This is a genomic window from Thioalkalicoccus limnaeus, from assembly GCF_041197575.1.
Classification (GTDB): Bacteria; Pseudomonadota; Gammaproteobacteria; order Chromatiales; family Chromatiaceae; genus Thioalkalicoccus; species Thioalkalicoccus limnaeus.
Genome location: NZ_JBDKXB010000002.1, coordinates 98,325 through 114,917, shown reverse-complemented (window position 1 = coordinate 114,917; position 16,593 = coordinate 98,325). Strand labels below are relative to the sequence as shown.

The 16,593-nt window shown below is 64.7% G+C and carries 17 protein-coding genes; 2 read left to right on the top strand and 15 right to left on the bottom strand.

The genetic code is table 11. The annotated features are described in order from the left end of the window. Nucleotides 1–28: 28 nt before the first annotated feature. The 11 genes from atpG to mnmG form a co-directional block, all read right to left on the bottom strand. Nucleotides 29–892, bottom strand: coding sequence for a F0F1 ATP synthase subunit gamma (atpG, locus tag ABC977_RS02125; RefSeq protein ID WP_369665584.1), 864 nt, complete (start codon nt 890–892; stop codon nt 29–31). Between the two features lie 149 nt (nt 893–1,041). Next, complete coding sequence (gene atpA, locus ABC977_RS02120; RefSeq protein WP_369665583.1) at nt 1,042–2,583, bottom strand: F0F1 ATP synthase subunit alpha; 1,542 nt, start codon at nt 2,581–2,583, stop codon at nt 1,042–1,044. Nucleotides 2,584–2,596: 13 nt separating this feature from the next. Next, nucleotides 2,597–3,136, bottom strand: coding sequence for a F0F1 ATP synthase subunit delta (locus ABC977_RS02115; RefSeq protein WP_369665582.1), 540 nt, complete (start codon nt 3,134–3,136; stop codon nt 2,597–2,599). Between the two features lie 11 nt (nt 3,137–3,147). Then, complete coding sequence (locus tag ABC977_RS02110; protein WP_369665581.1) at nt 3,148–3,618, bottom strand: F0F1 ATP synthase subunit B; 471 nt, start codon at nt 3,616–3,618, stop codon at nt 3,148–3,150. A gap of 55 nt (nt 3,619–3,673) precedes the next feature. Then, on the bottom strand, nt 3,674–3,907 hold the full coding sequence (atpE, locus tag ABC977_RS02105) for a F0F1 ATP synthase subunit C (RefSeq protein ID WP_369665580.1): 234 nt from the start codon (nt 3,905–3,907) through the stop codon (nt 3,674–3,676). A 46-nt stretch (nt 3,908–3,953) separates the two neighbouring features. Continuing rightward, nucleotides 3,954–4,826 carry a F0F1 ATP synthase subunit A gene (atpB, locus tag ABC977_RS02100; protein WP_369665579.1) on the bottom strand — a complete coding sequence of 291 codons (873 nt, stop codon included), beginning with the start codon at nt 4,824–4,826 and terminating at the stop codon, nt 3,954–3,956. 10 nt (nt 4,827–4,836) lie between these two features. Beyond that, entirely contained in the window at nt 4,837–5,217 is a 381-nt protein-coding gene (locus tag ABC977_RS02095; protein WP_369665578.1) for an ATP synthase subunit I, read from the bottom strand. A 145-nt stretch (nt 5,218–5,362) separates the two neighbouring features. Then, entirely contained in the window at nt 5,363–6,268 is a 906-nt protein-coding gene (locus ABC977_RS02090) for a ParB/RepB/Spo0J family partition protein (RefSeq protein WP_369665577.1), read from the bottom strand. Between the two features lie 25 nt (nt 6,269–6,293). Further along, nucleotides 6,294–7,082 (bottom strand): ParA family protein, encoded by a 789-nt coding sequence (locus ABC977_RS02085; RefSeq protein ID WP_369665576.1) that lies wholly within the window; start codon nt 7,080–7,082, stop codon nt 6,294–6,296. An 8-nt stretch (nt 7,083–7,090) separates the two neighbouring features. Beyond that, nucleotides 7,091–7,729, bottom strand: coding sequence for a 16S rRNA (guanine(527)-N(7))-methyltransferase RsmG (gene rsmG / locus ABC977_RS02080; RefSeq protein WP_369665575.1), 639 nt, complete (start codon nt 7,727–7,729; stop codon nt 7,091–7,093). Then, nucleotides 7,729–9,603 (bottom strand): tRNA uridine-5-carboxymethylaminomethyl(34) synthesis enzyme MnmG, encoded by a 1,875-nt coding sequence (mnmG, locus tag ABC977_RS02075; protein ID WP_369665574.1) that lies wholly within the window; start codon nt 9,601–9,603, stop codon nt 7,729–7,731. The genes rsmG and mnmG overlap by 1 nt, the downstream gene beginning before the upstream one ends. A 168-nt stretch (nt 9,604–9,771) precedes the next feature. On the opposite strand from mnmG, the gene ABC977_RS02070 reads away from it, so the two are divergent. After that, entirely contained in the window at nt 9,772–10,734 is a 963-nt protein-coding gene (locus tag ABC977_RS02070) for an AAA family ATPase (RefSeq protein ID WP_369665573.1), read from the top strand. Between the two features lie 35 nt (nt 10,735–10,769). On the opposite strand, the gene ABC977_RS02065 is transcribed toward ABC977_RS02070, so the two are convergent. From ABC977_RS02065 to ABC977_RS02055, 3 genes are all read right to left on the bottom strand, one after another. Continuing rightward, complete coding sequence (locus ABC977_RS02065; RefSeq protein WP_369665572.1) at nt 10,770–12,269, bottom strand: phytoene desaturase family protein; 1,500 nt, start codon at nt 12,267–12,269, stop codon at nt 10,770–10,772. A 171-nt stretch (nt 12,270–12,440) separates the two neighbouring features. Next, entirely contained in the window at nt 12,441–13,118 is a 678-nt protein-coding gene (locus tag ABC977_RS02060) for a lytic transglycosylase domain-containing protein (protein ID WP_369665571.1), read from the bottom strand. A gap of 36 nt (nt 13,119–13,154) precedes the next feature. Further along, on the bottom strand, nt 13,155–13,757 hold the full coding sequence (locus ABC977_RS02055; protein WP_369665570.1) for an NUDIX domain-containing protein: 603 nt from the start codon (nt 13,755–13,757) through the stop codon (nt 13,155–13,157). 334 nt (nt 13,758–14,091) lie between these two features. Here ABC977_RS02055 and mepK point away from each other — a divergent pair, with 334 nt between their 5' ends. Next, entirely contained in the window at nt 14,092–14,619 is a 528-nt protein-coding gene (gene mepK / locus ABC977_RS02050) for a peptidoglycan L,D-endopeptidase MepK (protein ID WP_369665569.1), read from the top strand. 143 nt (nt 14,620–14,762) lie between these two features. On the opposite strand, the gene ABC977_RS02045 is transcribed toward mepK, so the two are convergent. Beyond that, nucleotides 14,763–16,592 carry an RNB domain-containing ribonuclease gene (locus ABC977_RS02045; RefSeq protein WP_369665568.1) on the bottom strand — a complete coding sequence of 610 codons (1,830 nt, stop codon included), beginning with the start codon at nt 16,590–16,592 and terminating at the stop codon, nt 14,763–14,765. Nucleotide 16,593: the final 1 nt, after the last annotated feature.

The window sequence follows — 16,593 nt, the reverse complement described above, 5'->3', positions numbered from 1 at the left end:
CCCAGCCGGGGCCGTACCACCCGACGGTCTAGACCGCCGCCGCGCCCCCGACGATCTCGGAGATCTCCTGCGTGATGGCGGCCTGACGAGCCTTGTTGTAGACGAGTTGCAACTCGTCGATCAGGTTGCCCGCGTTCTCGGTCGCCGATTTCATCGCGACCATCCGCGCGGCTTGCTCGCAGGCCCCGTTTTCGACCACCGACTGGTAGACCAGCGATTCGATATACCGGGTCAACAGGGCGTCGAGCACGGCCCGGGCATCGGGTTCGTAGATGTAATCCCAGTGGTGCGTCCGTCCGGCCTCGGATTCGGCGTTCAGCGGCACCAGTTGCTCGATCGTGGGCCGTTGCGTCATCGTGTTGACGAAGGTATTGAAGGCGATGTAGATGGCGTCGATCTCGCCCGCGACATAGGCGTCGAGCATGACCTTGACGGTGCCGATCAGATCCTCGATGTGCGGCTTGTCGCCGAGATGCGTGACCTGCCCCATGACGTTGCCGCCGAAGCGCCGGAAGAAGCCAAGCGCCTTGGTGCCAATGGTGCAGAAGGCCACCTCGACACCGGCCTCGCGCTGAACCTTCATGTCGGCGATCAAGCGGCGGAACAGGTTGCTGTTGAGACCACCACATAGCCCGCGATCGGACGACACGATGATGTAGCCGATGCGTTTGCGCGGCCGGCCGGTATCCATGTAGCTGTGACGATACTCAGCCGACGCATGGTACAGGTGGTGGATGACCCGCAGCATCTTCTCCGCGTACGGGCGCGAGGACGCCATGCGATCCTGGGCCCTGCGCATCTTCGACGCGGCGACCATCTGCATCGCCTTCGTGATCTTCTGCGTGCTCTTGATGCTGCTGATCTTGGAACGTATCTCTTTGGCGCCTGCCATTGTCTCTCAGCTCCGAGCTGGCGGCGGGGGCAGGTTCGGGACCCGTGTCCGCGAACCTTGGCCGCCGCACCGCATGGACGTCGTCGAATCGGTCACGCCCACCCAGCGGCAGACGGCACCGCCGGGCCGGACCACGACCCCGATTTGGACTACCAGGTGTTGGTCGCCTTGAAATCCTTCAGGGCGGCGTGAAGGCCCTGCTGAATCTCGTCGGAGTAGTCACCGGTCGAGTCGATCTGCTCCAGCAGCGCTGCCTGGGCGCTCTTCATGTATCCCTGCAGCGCGCTCTCGAAGTCGACGACCTTCTTGACGTCGACATCGTCGAGATAGCCCTCGTTGACCGCGAACAGGCTGACCGCCATCTGGCCGACGCTCATCGGCGCGTACTGGCGCTGCTTCATCAGTTCGGTCACGCGCTGGCCGCGCTCGAGCTGCTTGCGGGTCGCCTCATCGAGATCCGACGCGAACTGCGAGAAGGCCGCCAACTCGCGATACTGAGCCAGCGCAAGGCGGATACCACCACCGAGCTTCTTGACGACCTTGGTCTGGGCGGCGCCACCGACCCGAGACACCGACAGGCCCGCGTTGATCGCCGGACGGATGCCGGCGTTGAACAGGTCCGTCTCGAGGAAGATCTGCCCGTCGGTGATCGAGATCACGTTCGTCGGAACGAAGGCGGACACGTCACCGGCCTGGGTCTCGATGATCGGCAGGGCCGTCAGCGATCCGGTCTTGCCCTTGACCTCGCCGTTGGTGATCTGCTCGACATACTCGGCGTTGACCCGCGCGGCACGCTCGAGCAACCGCGAGTGCAGGTAGAACACATCACCCGGGTAGGCCTCGCGACCTGGCGGTCGGCGCAACAACAGCGAGACTTGGCGATAGGCCCAGGCCTGTTTGGTCAGATCGTCGTAAACGATCAGCGCATCCTCACCGCGATCCCGGAAATATTCGCCCATCGCACAGCCGGAATAGGGTGCGATGTACTGCATGGCTGCGGAATCGGCCGCCGGCGCGGCGACGACGATGGTGTGCTCCATCGCGCCGTGTTCCTCGAGTTTGCGCACGAGCGCCGCGATCGAGGAGTTCTTTTGGCCAACGGCGACATAGATGCACTTAACGCCGGTACCCTTCTGGTTGATGATGGTGTCGATCGCAACCGCCGTCTTACCGGTCTGCCGGTCGCCGATGATCAATTCGCGCTGACCACGGCCGATCGGGACCATCGAGTCGATCGCCTTCAAGCCGGTCTGCATCGGCTGGTCGACCGATTTGCGGGTGATGACGCCGGGCGCGACCTTCTCGATCGGCGATGTCGCCTTGGCATTGATCGGCCCTTTGCCATCCATCGGTGCGCCGAGCGGATCGACGACGCGCCCGAGGAGCTCCTCGCCGACAGGGACCTCGAGCACGCGGCCGGTGCACCGGACCCAATCGCCCTCGGACAGGTGGGTGTAGCCACCGAGGACCACCGCGCCGACCGAATCACGCTCCAGGTTGAGCGCAAGCGCAAAGGCGTTGCCCGGCAGCTCCAGCATCTCCATCGATACGGCATCGGACAGCCCATGGGCTCGAATGATGCCGTCCGTGACGCTGACGATGGTGCCTTCGGTCCGGGCCTCCGTCTTCAGCTCGAACTGCTCGATCTTTTGTTTGATGAGATCGCTGATCTCAGAGGGATTGAGTTGCATGGCGGTTTCCCGTTCAGAATTGCATTTGGGTGGCCAGGCGCCGCAGTTTGCCGCGCACACTGCCGTCGATGACCAGGTCCCCGGCGTGGATCTCGACACCGCCCAGCAGGCTGGCATCCTCCTCGACGGTCAGCTCGATCTCGGCGCCCAAGTGATTCCTCAGGACCTCGGCCAGCTGCTGCTGTTCGGCTTTGTCGAGCGCGAACGCGCTGCGCACCGTCACTTGGCGGAGCCCGCGTTGCTTGGTCCGGAGATCATCGAACAGCCTCGCGATTTCGCCGATGGCCCCAAGGCGGGCGTTCTCCCCAAGCACCCTGACCAGATTCCGCGCCGGTCCTGGGAGAGAGGAACCACAAACGTCGAGGATCAAATCACACAACCGCTCCCGCGGAACGGTCGGATTGGCGATCTGCCGCGCCATTTCCGGGTCGGCCGCGATCGCCGCGAGCTGAACGAGCGCTTCGTTCCAGGCGTCGACGGCGTTGGCTTCCCGTGCCAGCTTGAAGACCGCTTCGGCGTAAGGCCGCGCAATGGTGGTGATGTCTCCGGCCATAACCTATCGTCCTACAATTGTTTGGCGAAGGAATCGACAATCTGCTTGTGAGTCGCCGGATTGACCTCCTTCTGCAGGATCTTCTCGGCGGCGGAAAGCGCCAACTGACCGACCCGCTCACGCAGATCCTCGCGCACGCGATTGGCCTCGCGATCGATCTCGGCCTTGGCCGCGACGATCAGGCGCTCACCCTCGAGGCGCGCATCGCGCTTCGCTTCCTCGATGATCTCGGTCGCGCGACGCTGGGCCTGATTGACGATCTCGGCACCCTGGGCCTTCGCATCCTTCATCAGCGTCAGAGCCCGCTGCTGACCGAGCTCCTGCTCCTTATGACCACGCTCCGCAGCGGCCAGCCCCTCGGCGATCTTGTCCTTGCGCTGCTGCAAGGCAGTCATGATCGGTGGCCATACGAATTTCATGCAGAACCAGACGAACAGCGCGAACGCGAACATCTGGCCAAACAGCGTCATATTGATATTCATCTGTGTTCCTCGTTGGAGACGAGAAGCGTCAAACCGGCCGTTGGCCGGCTTGGGCTTAGCCAGCGAACATCACGTAGAGGCCCATCGCGATGGCGATGACCGGCAGCGCGTCGGTCAGACCCATGACGATGAAGAACTGGGTACGCAGCATCGGGATCAGTTCCGGCTGGCGCGCCGCCCCTTCGAGGAAGCGCCCGCCGAGGACGCCGATGCCGACCGCCGCGCCGAGCGCGCCCAAACCCAACATCAGACCAGCCGCGACCAACTGAATGGCTTGTGCGAGTTCCATGTGTACTCCCGTCTTGTCAGTAAAGGATGGTGATCGAAAAAGGTGGTCAATGGTGTTCTTGATGAGCCATGTCCAGATAGACGATGGTCAGCACCATGAAGATGAAGGCCTGCAAGGTAATGATCAGGATGTGGAAGATCGCCCAGGCCAGATGCAGGACAATCCCGGTCGCGAAGAGCACGAGACCCGCGCTGTACATCACCGCGATCAGGATGAAGATCATCTCGCCCGCATAGAGGTTGCCGAACAACCGCAGCGCCAGCGAGACGGGCTTCGACAACAGGCTGATGCCTTCCAGCAACAGGTTCGCCGGCATGCCCCATTTGCCGAATGGCTGCAGGGTCAACTCCCCGGCAAAGCCCCGAACCCCTTTGATCTTGATGCTGTAATACAGAATCAGGATGAAGACCATGAGGGCCATGCCGAACGTGGCATTGGGGTCGGTCGTCGGCACGATCTTGAGATAGACGTGATGCGGATCGGCGCCGAACAGGAGGGCCATCGTCTGCGCAAAGAGATGTGGCACCAAATCGACCGGAACCAGATCCATCAGGTTCATCAGGAAGACCCAGACGAAGATCGTCAGCGCGAGCGGCCCGATCAGGGGATTCGTGCCACTGAAGGAACCACGGACATTCTGGTCGACGAATTCGACGATCCATTCGACGAAGTTCTGTGCCGGACCCGGGGTGTCGCTGGTCGCCGCCTTTGCGACCTTGTGAAAGAACCACAGAAAGAGACCGCCGAGCAACACCGAAAAGAACAGCGTATCCAGATGGATCGCCCAAAACCCCATCTCGGCGGCCTCCTGCGCGTCATGGGCGATCGCAAGGCCACGCTCGGGGTGCAGCCCGAAGGTGAGATTTGTCAGATGGTGCCGTATATATTCTTGCGAGGTCAGGATGTCGGAAGAAGCCATCGTAGATATCTCATTTAATCGCTCGGGCGTCCAATTGAGCAGCAACCACCGGCGGCAGGACCTGGACGACGAAATAGCCGCCGAGCAGCGCCAGCAGATTGAGCCCCTCGATGGTCACGAAGGCTACGGCGAAAAGGCCCAGGATGATCGCGATCTTGGCCACCTCGGCACCGTAAAAACGCATCAATAGCCCGCCGGGCTCCTCCGCGCGATAATCTCGGAAGACCCAGAGGGCGAAGACCGTGTTTGCCAGGAGACAGACGCCGGCCCCGATCAGGACCGACAACGCAACGGACAGACCGAAGAAAGACCCGAATAGCACGGCCGCCAGGGCCGTAATGAATTGAATCTTCAGGACCCTTTTGACCTGCGCCGCGTCAGGTTGTCGCATTGGTTCTAAAAGTGGCAAAAGCCCCTCTCCTTGCCGAGCGCGGATTATAGGGGGTCGCTGATGAGGGGGTCAACGCAACCGTGGGTTTTTTTGCGGCCTGGCTGCACACCGGATGCCAGAGCCGACAGGCTGTCTGGCGAGCCGGTTACCGGATATGGGCCAGGATGCCGTCCAGCTCATCGAGGCTGTTGTAGGCGATGACGAGCCTGCCGCGCCCCTTGGAGCCGGGCAGGATCTGCACCTGGGCGCCGAGCTTGTCGGTCAGGTCGTCTTGAAGGCGGCGGACATCCGGATCGATCGATCGGACGCGCTGGCTGCGGACACGCGCCTGGCCATCGGCAGCGAGCTGCATGCGGCGCACGAGCCGTTCGGTCTCGCGCACGGACAGGCCCTGGTCGACGACCTGGCGCGCCGCGAGACTCTGCTCCGGCCCCTTGAGCCCCAGCAGCGCGCGTGCATGTCCGGCCTCCAGACGGCCCGCCTCGAGATGTTCTTTGGTATCGTCGTTGAGTTCTAACAGGCGCAACAGATTGGTAACCGTGGTCCGCGACTTGCCCACCGCGTCGGCCACCTGCTGATGGGTCAGGCCGAATTCGTGAAGCAGACGATCCATCGCACCCGCCTCTTCCAGCGGATTGAGGTCATCGCGCTGGATGTTCTCGATCAGGCCGATCGCGATCGCCGTGGATTCATCGACGTCGCGGATCACGACCGGGATCTCGGCCAGACCGGCCTGCTGGGTCGCGCGCCAGCGCCGCTCACCCGCGATGATCTCATAGCGCCCGCTGGCGACCGGGCGCACGACGATCGGCTGAATGACACCCTGCGCGGCGATCGAATCGGCCAGCTCGCGCAGCGTCTCCGGGTTGAACTCTCGCCGCGGCTGGTAACGGCCGCGCTGGATCAGGTCGACGGGCAGACGCGTGACGGCCTCCGCGGCACGCGCCGACATCCCACCGGCCGCGGCATCGGCCGGCACCGGCTCGAGATCTCGCACCCCGCCGAGCAGCGCATCGAGCCCTCGCCCAAGCCCCCGTTTCTTCACAGACATCGTCGTTGTCCTCGGTTGCGGCTCGTCACGTCGCCGGCTGCGGGACCGCGTGGCGCCGCAACACCTCGCTCGCCAAGGCCATGTAAGCGATGGCCCCGCGCGAGGCCTTGTCGTAAAGCAGGACCGGCAAACCGTGACTCGGGGCCTCGGCCAGACGGACATTGCGTGGGATGATGGTTCGGTAGACCTGGTCGGCGAAATGCGTGATGAGCTGCGTAGAGACCTCGTTGGCCAGATTGTTGCGCGGGTCGTGCATCGTCCGCAGGATGCCCTCGATCCGCAACCCCCCATTGCGGGACTCCCGGACTTGGCCGATGGTCCCGAGCAACGCCGAGAGCCCTTCGAGCGCGTAATACTCGCACTGGATCGGGATCAACACGCCATGTGCCGCAACCAGCGCATTCAGCGTGAGCATGTTCAACGAGGGCGGGCAATCGATGATCACCAGGTCGTAGTCATCGAGGATCCCCGCCAACACCTGGCTCAGCCGCCTCTCGCGCCGCGGATCCTCGAGCAACCCGACCTCGGCCGCGGTCAGGTCGCCGTTCGATGGCAAGAGATCGAAACCAGGTTCGGGTTGGTCGACACGACAACGACAATACTCGGCGGGGATGTCACCGAGCAGCAGATCGCAAACCGAATGGGCCAAGCCGTCCTTGTCGACACCGCAACCCATGGTCGCGTTGCCCTGCGGATCCATATCGACGAGCAAGACCCGTTGCTTCATCGCAGCCAAGGACGCGGCGAGGTTGACCGCGGTGGTCGTCTTGCCGACTCCACCTTTCTGGTTGGCGATCGCGATGATGCGGACCATGCGCTGGCTCAATGAAAACGGATCTCGATCAGATGACGGTCACCCTCGACGAATGGCACCTGCAACGGATGCACGACGACGTCATTGCTGGTCAAGCTGGGGTCGGCCAATTCCTCGTGCGGCTCGCGGCCCTTCATCACCAACAGGCGGGCGGGGCGGGCCGTCAAGGCCAGCGCGATCGCCCGCAGTTCGGCGAGACTGGTCATGGCCCGAGAGACAATGGTAGCGAACTTTTTCGCGGGACGATACACATCCGCGCGCATCTGAACCGGCTCGCAATTGTCCAACCCCAGCGTCAGCACCGCCTGACGGACGAAGCGGATCTTCTTGCCGTTGCTGTCGAGCAGCACGAAGTACCGCCGCGGATCGAGGATGGCCAGCGGCAGACCCGGCAGGCCGGCACCGGTACCGAGATCGAGCACCTCATCGCCCGACAGGTAAGGGGCGATCGACAAGCTGTCGAGCAAGTGGCGTGCGACCATTTCATGCGGGTCGCGCACAGCGGTCAGGTTGAAGGCCTGGTTCCAGCGTGCCAGCAGCATCAGATAGTCGATCAAGCGTTCGCGCTGGGCCAGCTCGGGATCGAACCCCAGGCAGGCCAGGCCCGCATCGAGGCGGTCACGCAATGCTCCGGGATCCAAGCCCATCAGCCGGCACGCCGTTTCAGATGGATCAGCAGCAAGGACACCGCCGCCGGCGTCATGCCGGGAATCCGCGCCGCCTGGCCGAGGGTCGCCGGCCGCTGCCGTTGCAGCTTCTCGCGGACCTCGATCGACAGACCGCGGACCTGCCCGTAATCGAGATCGTCCGGCAACACCTGTGCCTCCTGCGCGCGATGACGGTCGATCTCGTCCTGTTGGCGCACGATGTAGCCGGCGTACTTGCACTGAATCTCCAGCTGTTCGGCAACCTTGGCATCGGCAACGCCTGGCCCCACGCCGGGCATCGACGTCAGGCCCGCGTAGCGGACCTTTGGTCGCGCCAGCAGATCCAGCGCCCGGGTATCGCGGCGCAAGACCTCGCCAAGACGCGCCTCGCTTTCGCTTGGGGACAGATCGCCAGGCCGAATCCAGATGTCGCGCAACCGCGCCCGCTCCCGCTCGAGGGCCTCGCGCTTGGTCGCGAAGGCCCGCCAGCGGCCTTCGCCGACCAGGCCGAGCGAGCGGCCGATCTCGGTCAACCGTAGGTCGGCATTGTCCTCGCGCAACAGCAATCGGTATTCGGCGCGGCTGGTGAACATCCGATACGGCTCGTTCGTGCCACGCGTGATCAGGTCGTCGACGAGCACGCCGAGATAGGCCTCGTCGCGACGCGGCCACCAGGGTTCGCGGCCTTGCGCCTGGCGCGCCGCGTTGAGGCCGGCCAACAGGCCTTGTGCCGCCGCCTCCTCGTACCCGGTGGTGCCATTGATCTGGCCCGCAAAGAACAACCCGGCCACGAAATGGGTCTCGAGCGAAGGCTTCAGATCGCGCGGATCGAAGAAGTCATACTCGATCGCATACCCTGGCCGCGTGATCCGGGCCTGCTCGAAGCCGTCGATCGAGCGCACCAACCGATGCTGGATATCGAACGGCAGGCTGGTCGAGATGCCGTTCGGATACACCTCGTTGGTCTCCAGTCCCTCCGGCTCGACGAAGATCTGGTGCCGGTCCTTGTCGGCGAAACGCTTCACCTTGTCTTCGATCGAAGGGCAATAGCGCGGGCCGACGCCGGCGATGATCCCGGTATAGAGCGGCGAACGCGACAGACCACTGGCGATGATCTCGTGAGTTCGCGGATTCGTGTAAGCGATATGGCAACAGACCTGGCGCGGATGGTCCTCGGGCTGGCCGAGGAACGAGAAGACCGGAACCGGCTCGTCACCGGGCTGGACCGCGAGCCGGCGATAGTCGATCGTCCGACCGTCGATCCGCGGCGGCGTACCCGTCTTCAACCGTTCGACACGAAATGGACGCTCCCGCAGCCGCCGCGCGAGCGTGTTCGCGGGTGGATCGCCGGCGCGGCCACCCTCATAATTGGACAGACCGATATGGATGCGCCCGCCGAGAAAGGTTCCGACCGTCAGCACGACCGTGGCGCCGCGAAACGACAACCCCATCTTGGTCGTGACACCGGTGACCCGATCCGCGTCGATGATCAGATCGTCGACGGCTTGTTGGAACAGATCCAGGTTCGGCTGCTGCTCCAACGCGGCGCGCACCGCGGCCCGGTACAGGACGCGATCGGCCTGCGCGCGGGTCGCCCGCACCGCGGGGCCTTTGCGCGCGTTGAGCACGCGGAATTGGATCCCGGCGCGATCGATCGCCTGGGCCATGAGGCCGCCGAGCGCGTCGATTTCCTTGACCAGGTGCCCCTTGCCGATCCCGCCGATGGCCGGATTGCAGCTCATCTGGCCCAAGGTCTCGACGCTGTGAGTCACAAGCAGCGTGCGCGCGCCGACGCGGGCCGCGGCCAGGGCCGCCTCGGTCCCCGCGTGACCGCCACCGACGACGATGACGTCATAGTGCTGTTCAGCCCACATGGACAACGCCAGGATGCGATTGAAAGCCGACAATAATACTCGAATTTGCCCGATCTCGAACCGCCAGGAGGTCGACAGCCGGGGCGTTCAGCCGCCATGGATCCGAGGCCCACGCCGCTCGATCCGCAGAGCACCCGGTGCGACCCACGGCACTCGGAGAGCGGGAACATGACCCCCTTCGGCCGCTCGGGGCCGGTCCCGACACAGCGACCCGCGAACTTGGAACGGCTGCTGACCAGCGCCGGCGCGGTCCTGCTCGGCAAAGAGGCGGAGCTGAAGCTCGCCGTGACCTGCCTGCTCGCGCGCGGCCACCTGCTGATCGAGGACGTCCCCGGCGTCGGCAAGACGACCCTGGCTCACCTGCTGGCACGGTTGCTCGGATTGCACCAGACGCGGATCCAATTCACGAGCGACCTGTTGCCGGCCGACATCCTCGGCGTCTCCATCTACGAACGCCATGAGGAGCGCTTTCGCTTCCACCCCGGGCCGATCTTCGCGCAACTCGTGCTGGCCGACGAGATCAACCGGGCGACGCCGAAGGCGCAGAGCGCCCTGCTCGAGGCGATGGAGGAGCGGCAGGTCACCGTCGAGGGGACCACACGGTCGTTACCGCGCCCGTTCTTCGTCATCGCGACACAGAATCCAGCCTATCAAGTCGGGACCTTCCCGCTGCCGGAGTCGCAACTCGACCGCTTCCTGATGCGCATCGAGCTCGGGTATCCCCCAGCCGAGCAAGAGAAAGAGCTGCTGGCCGGCGAGGATCGCCGCGCGATGATCGAACGCCAACCGGCGGTGATCGGCGTCGACGAGCTGCTCGCACTGCAAGCGACCGTCGATCGCGTCCATGCCTCCCCAGCGATCATCGAGTATTGCCACGAGATCCTGCTCTTCACCCGCCGCTGCGGCCATTTCCCGCATGGCCTGTCACCTCGCGCCGGGCTCGGCCTGCTGCGCAGCGCGCGGGCCTGGGCACTGCTCGACGGGCGCGACTTCGTGTTGCCGGAGGACGTGCAGACGGTGCTGACCCCCTGCACGGTCCACCGACTCGGCGACAGCGGCAGCCAACGGACCGGGCGCACCGATCATCAGGCCATTGCCGACCTGATCCTCGACGGTGTTCCGGTGCCTTAACGCCGACGACGCCATCCGAGAACTCGTCTAGCTGCCTATAACAGAGACGCCACCTCGTCCATCCCGAGCAAGGTATTGGCACACAGAATCCCCGAGGCGGCGACGGCCGGTACCCCGACCCCCGGCCGGGTGCTATCGCCGACCCGATAAAGCCCCGTCACCGGCGTGCGACAGCTCGGGAAGAGTCCGTCGGCGGCGCGAATCAGGGGGCCGTAGGTCCCGCGGTGGCGACGCAAATAGCGCGCGTGCGTCAGCGGCGTGCCGATCATTTCGACGACGATGCGTTCCCGCAGGTCCGGGATGAGCCGCGTAAGCGCCCGGAAGATGATCTGCGCCCGCTCCTGCTTGCGGGCCCGATACCCCTCGCCACGCTGCCAACCCTCCCACGGCTCCAGCGTGAAGGCATGAATCGCGTGATGACCGGGCGGGGCCAGCGACGGATCCAACAAGGTCGGGATCGAGATCATGCAAACATTGCCGGGGACCCTGATATCTCGATCGGGATCCTGCACGATGACGTGCTGCGGGTGAAGGCCGGTCAGGCCATCGGCGCGAATGCCCAAGTGCAGGTGCAGAAAGCTCGAGGCGGTGGGCGTTCGCAATGCCGCCGCGCGGTAGGCCGCGGGGACATCCGTCGGGGCCAACAAGGTCTCGAGGGTATCCCACAGGGTCGCGTTGGAGATCACGATCGGCGCCCTGAGCTCCTCGCCATTGCGCAGCCGCACGCCGCGCACCCGACCCTGCTCGACGAGGATCCGCTGCACGTGGGCCCGGGTCCTCAAGGTCCCTCCCCAGCGCTCCAAGGCCCGCACCAGCGCCGCGGCGATGGCCTGGGTGCCGCCCCGCGGATAGTCGACCTCGATCTGGTCGCGCTCGCCGAAGATCACGGCCATCTCCGGCGTCGGCGTGTCATGGGCCTTCAGCGTCGTGATCAGGAAGCATTCCAGATCGATCAATCGACGCGTCCAGGGATCCGTGACGCAGCGATCCATCAGTTGCCCGACCGAGCTGTAGATCGCCCTGAGGCGCGGTGTCAGGCGAAGCAACGGCAACGGATGGTGACGCATGAGATACGGCAGCAGGCGCCAATCGGCGCGCAGACTCATGATCGGAATCGCCTTCAGCGCCTGATAGAGGTCCAACAGACGCCCCTCGAACGCCTGGAATTCGACGGCCCCGCGCGGGCTGAACCCGGCGATGGCCGCGCGATAGTCGATCCCTCGGCGATGCGCGGGGAATCGCCCCTCGGGCAGATGGTAGACGTTGAGCGGATCGTAGCCGACGCTGTCCAGCGATTCGCCGAGCGCCGCCAGCACCTGGCTGACCGGGTTCAGCGAGGCCGGGTTCCCAAGCCCCCAGAAGAAGGACGGCCCGGCATCGAAGTGGAACCCCCGATGCTCGAACCCGTGCGTCGCCCCGCCCGCGACACGGTGGCTCTCGCAGACCAGCACCCGCCGTCCATGGCGCGCGAGCAATCCAGCCGCCACCAGGCCGCCGACCCCACTGCCGACAACGATCACATCTGCATCAGGCATGCGCTGGCCTCCGAACCGGTTCAGCGAAGACGGGATCCTAACCCGTCAGGCTGCGCCGACCCAACGATCGGTGCCACCGGGTCGGCACGCCACGCTGGATCAAGACCGAACCCGGCCCAGGGAACCAACGCGACCCGCAACGCCCCAGCTCGGTCCCAGAGCGGAAGGTCCTCAGCGCATCGCGATGCGGCCCGAGGAGGCCTGTTCGGCCCACATGAACTGCAAGACTCGGCGCACGTAAGTCTGCGTCTCGGCGAATGGGGGTATCTGACGACCATGACGGATCACCGCATTCTCGCCGGCGTTGTAACCAGCCAACGCGAGGCGCAGATCCTGATCGAACAAGTCCAACAGGTACCGCAGATACTCGGCACCGCCACGCAGGTTCTCGGCCGGATCCCAGATGTCGCGAACCCGATAGCGTTCGGCGGTCGCCGGCATCAACTGCATCAGGCCCGTCGCCCCAGCCGGGGACACTGCCGCCGGATTGTACGCCGATTCGGCCCGAATCACCGCGTGCAGCAACTCAGGAGATAGGCGGTAGCGCGCTGCGTTGGCACGGATCATCGGATCGAAATCCGCCCGGCGCTGCGCGGCGGTTCGACCTAGCTTCGCCGGCGCCGACGACAGGACGCGCGCCTGGGCCAAGACCCGCTGCGCGCTCTCCTGATGCTCGGCCGTCAGGCTCGTCGTCGAACGTCGCCACTCCAAGGTCACGCCTTGGCGCGTCAGCGGCTTGTCCGTGAAGATCACGCCCCCCTGCGCATCGACATACTTGTAAACATCCGCCGCTGCGGTGCCGACAGTCAGGCACGATAGAATCGCCAACAAGGCCCTTGCGCTCGCCATCGCCCCTCCCTCGAATCGAAGGCCCGACGCCCTGGCTCATCGCCCCAACCAGACCCGCCGCAGCCGTTGATGATGTAATGCCAGCCACTGAACCGCGATGATCCCGGTCGTGGTCTGGATCCGTCCATCGCTGACACGCCGAAAGGCCTCGGCAAAGTCCAGCACCACGACTCGGATGTCTTCGCCCTCGTGCGCCAGCCCGTGGACGCCACCATCGGCCGGCGCCGCGCAGCATCCGCAGAATAGATGCACGCGCTCGGCCGAGACGCCGGGGCTCACATAGAAGCGACAAATCGGCTCGACCCGGGTGACCTGGCACCCCGCCTCTTCGTCCGCCTCGCGCCGCGCCACATCGACCGGTGACTCGCCCGGCCCGATCATGCCCCCGACCGGTTCGGTCAACCAGGCACCCGCCTGCGCCTCGAGCGCCCCGATGCGGAACTGCTCGACCATCACGACCTGCTCCGCCGCCGGATCATAAAGCAGGATCGCCGCCGCCTCCAGCGGCTCGATACGCTCGCGCGCCAGCACCTGACTCAAGCCGCCGCCAAACAGCTCATGACGGAGGCGATAACGCGCGAGGGCGAGGAAACCATGGTGGCACGGCTCGCGCTCGATCAGTTGCAGTTCGTATTCCATAAGGCTAACCAATTCGGGGCGACGGACATCGTGACGGAGTTAACACGAGGCCACCGCGGGGTTGAAAAGGTCACTATTGCGGCGCGATTAAGACACGGCAATAAGTAATTCGGCAAATTACAACAGGCAGTATGACGCAGGCGACAATTGAGCCCGAGCGCCACCGTGCGCTACGAATAGGCCGTATCAGCTCAACGAATGATTAACCGGCCTGTGTGACGGTTATGTTTCCAATACGATAACCAGGTGATCGCGCGACGCAACGTTTGCGTTATTCGCTCGATCCCTTATAATCCGTGCTCGCTGTTAGAACAATGTTTTGGAGGGGGAAGCTATGAACCGACGTATCTTTATCGGCCTGACCCTGGCGGCCGTCGCAACGCCGGTGTTGGCCCGTACCACCGACTCCACGCGACACGTCCTGTCATTCCATCATCAGCATACCAACGAACGCCTGACAGTCTGCTACCGCATCGGCGAACACTATCAGCGGAGCGAACTCCAGAAGGTCAATCACTTCCTCCGCGACTTCCGCACAGGCGATTCCGTACCCATCGACCCCAAGCTGCTCGACCTGCTCTTCGATGTGCAACGCGATCTCGGCAGCCGCGGCGGCGTCTATCAAGTGCTAAGCGCCTACCGCTCGCCCCGCACGAACGCGATGCTGCGCACCAGTTCAAGTCGGGTGGCCAAGCGCAGCCTCCACCTGACCGGCCAGGCCATCGATGTGCGACTCACCGATACCAGCACCCGGCAGATCCGCGATTGTGCAACCGCCCTCGGACGGGGCGGTGTCGGCTTCTACTCCCGCTCGAATTTCGTTCATCTCGATACCGGATCGGTGCGCCGCTGGAACGCCTGAGCGGCCGCGGCGAGCGCCTGAGTGCCGACCTCCGCGCGTGACGACCTGCGGAGGCCCCTCGGCCAGGGGCATCTCGGGCGGCCTGGTTGGGGCCGAGATGCGCTGCCGACTGGCGGTCGGGCACCACCGGCGTCAGCATGGCCTCAATGACCTTTGGCGCTGAAGTAAACGGCCAGGTCCGGCAAGTCGACCTCGCGCGGGATCAAGCTGACTCGCGCGTTCGGCGTCGTCTCGCCGCGCAACCGAACGCGGGCCTCCAGCGCCAACTCGGGGATCAGCACAGTCGCTTTGTGCTCCGCGACCTCGACGACGACACCGTCTCCTCGCCACTCCGGGTTTTCCCGCAGGTAGACCAGCTTCCAATGCTGGTTCGAAAGCCGTTCCGCGCGACGGACTTGGGAGCCGGCCATATCCGCCTCGGCGATCCGGCTCATCACGGTCTCGACATCGAGACAGGGCTCCCCGCGCAACCAGGCGCGTAGTTGCTGGTGCACGAGGAGATCCGAATAACGGCGCAGCGGGCTGGTCGCGCGCGTGTAGAAATGCAATCCGAGGCCTGCGTGCGGCTCGGGTTCGCGCGCCATCCGTGTCGGTTTGAACTTGCGACGCAGCGCGTACATCCCAGCCAGGTCGGTCGGCGAATCCTGGACTTCCGGCATCGGCTGCCCGGCAAAGGGGATGGGCAGCGCTTGCTCATGGCAGAAACGCGCGACGGCCTCGCCCGCCATCAGCATCGCCTCGGTCACCAGATCGCGACTGCGCAGCCGCGGCAAGGGTCGCACCAGGACGCGCCCATCATGGACCCGGACACTGACCTCGGGAAGATCGAGACTGGCGACGCGCCGCTCGACGCGACGCGCCCGAAACGGTGCGAGAAACCGCTCGATCGACGCGAACGGCTCATCACCGATCACCGCTTCGACATCGCCATAGGTCCAGCGCTGCGCTCGGATCCAGGTTCGCTCGATCCGCAGGTCGAGCGGCTCGCCACCCTCCGAGCAACGAAAACCGAACGATAGCGCCGGCGAGGTCGACTGCAAGCCCAAGCCGAGTCGCTCCGTGATTTCCACCGGCAGCATATTGATCACGGTCTCGGGCAGGTACAGATTGGCGCCCCGCCCGCGCGCCTCGCGTTCCAGCTCCCCATCGGCGGCGACCAGCATCCCGACGTCGGCGACATGGACCCAGAGCCATTCACCGTCGAGGCTGATGGCGTCGTCCGGATCCTGGTTGCCTTCGTCATCGATGGCGTAGGACGGTAGATGGGTCAGGTCGAGACGCGGCTCATCCACCGGCTCAGGCACTGGCAACACCGGGTCATCGAGGCGCACCCCGGCCCTGGCGGGATAGGGGTTGTGGTTGCGCGACCAATAGCCGCAGCGCACCAACGCACGGTGCGCATTCTGAGGCGTTTCCTGGTGTCCGAGGGCCTGCAAGATCCGGCTGTACTCGCTCTGGCCCAGAGCCAGACGCTCCACCTCGGCAAGACGCGCGCAGTCCTCCGGCGCCGGCCTGGCCGCCTCCATACGCTCGAGGAAGGCGCGCCATTCGGCTTCGGCCGCCGCCTTCGCCGCACGCTCGGCCCGATCACGCTCGACCTCGTCGCGCGACCGCACCTGGATGCGCTGCGGCGATCCGGTGAAATAGATCCCAGCCGCGACCAGACGCCACACGGTCCAGCAACAAGCCGGTGTGTAGGCCTCGAAGATCAATTCGGTCAGCTCCTTGAGATCCGTCTCGCCGCCCTCCAACAGCGACCAGGCCTCCTCGATTTCGCCTTCGCAAGGCGCCAAATCCGCGAGACTTCTCAGTGGACCCGGGTGCAACACCTCGATGTCCTTGGGGCGAACGCGCTTCGTTTGCCCCCCCTCGAGTTCGATGTCGATCTTCTCACCGACCGCCAACACGCGGGCTGGATGGATCTTGTACAAGACCAGGCTGTCAGCCTGGAGGCTCAGTGCGTGATTTGACAAG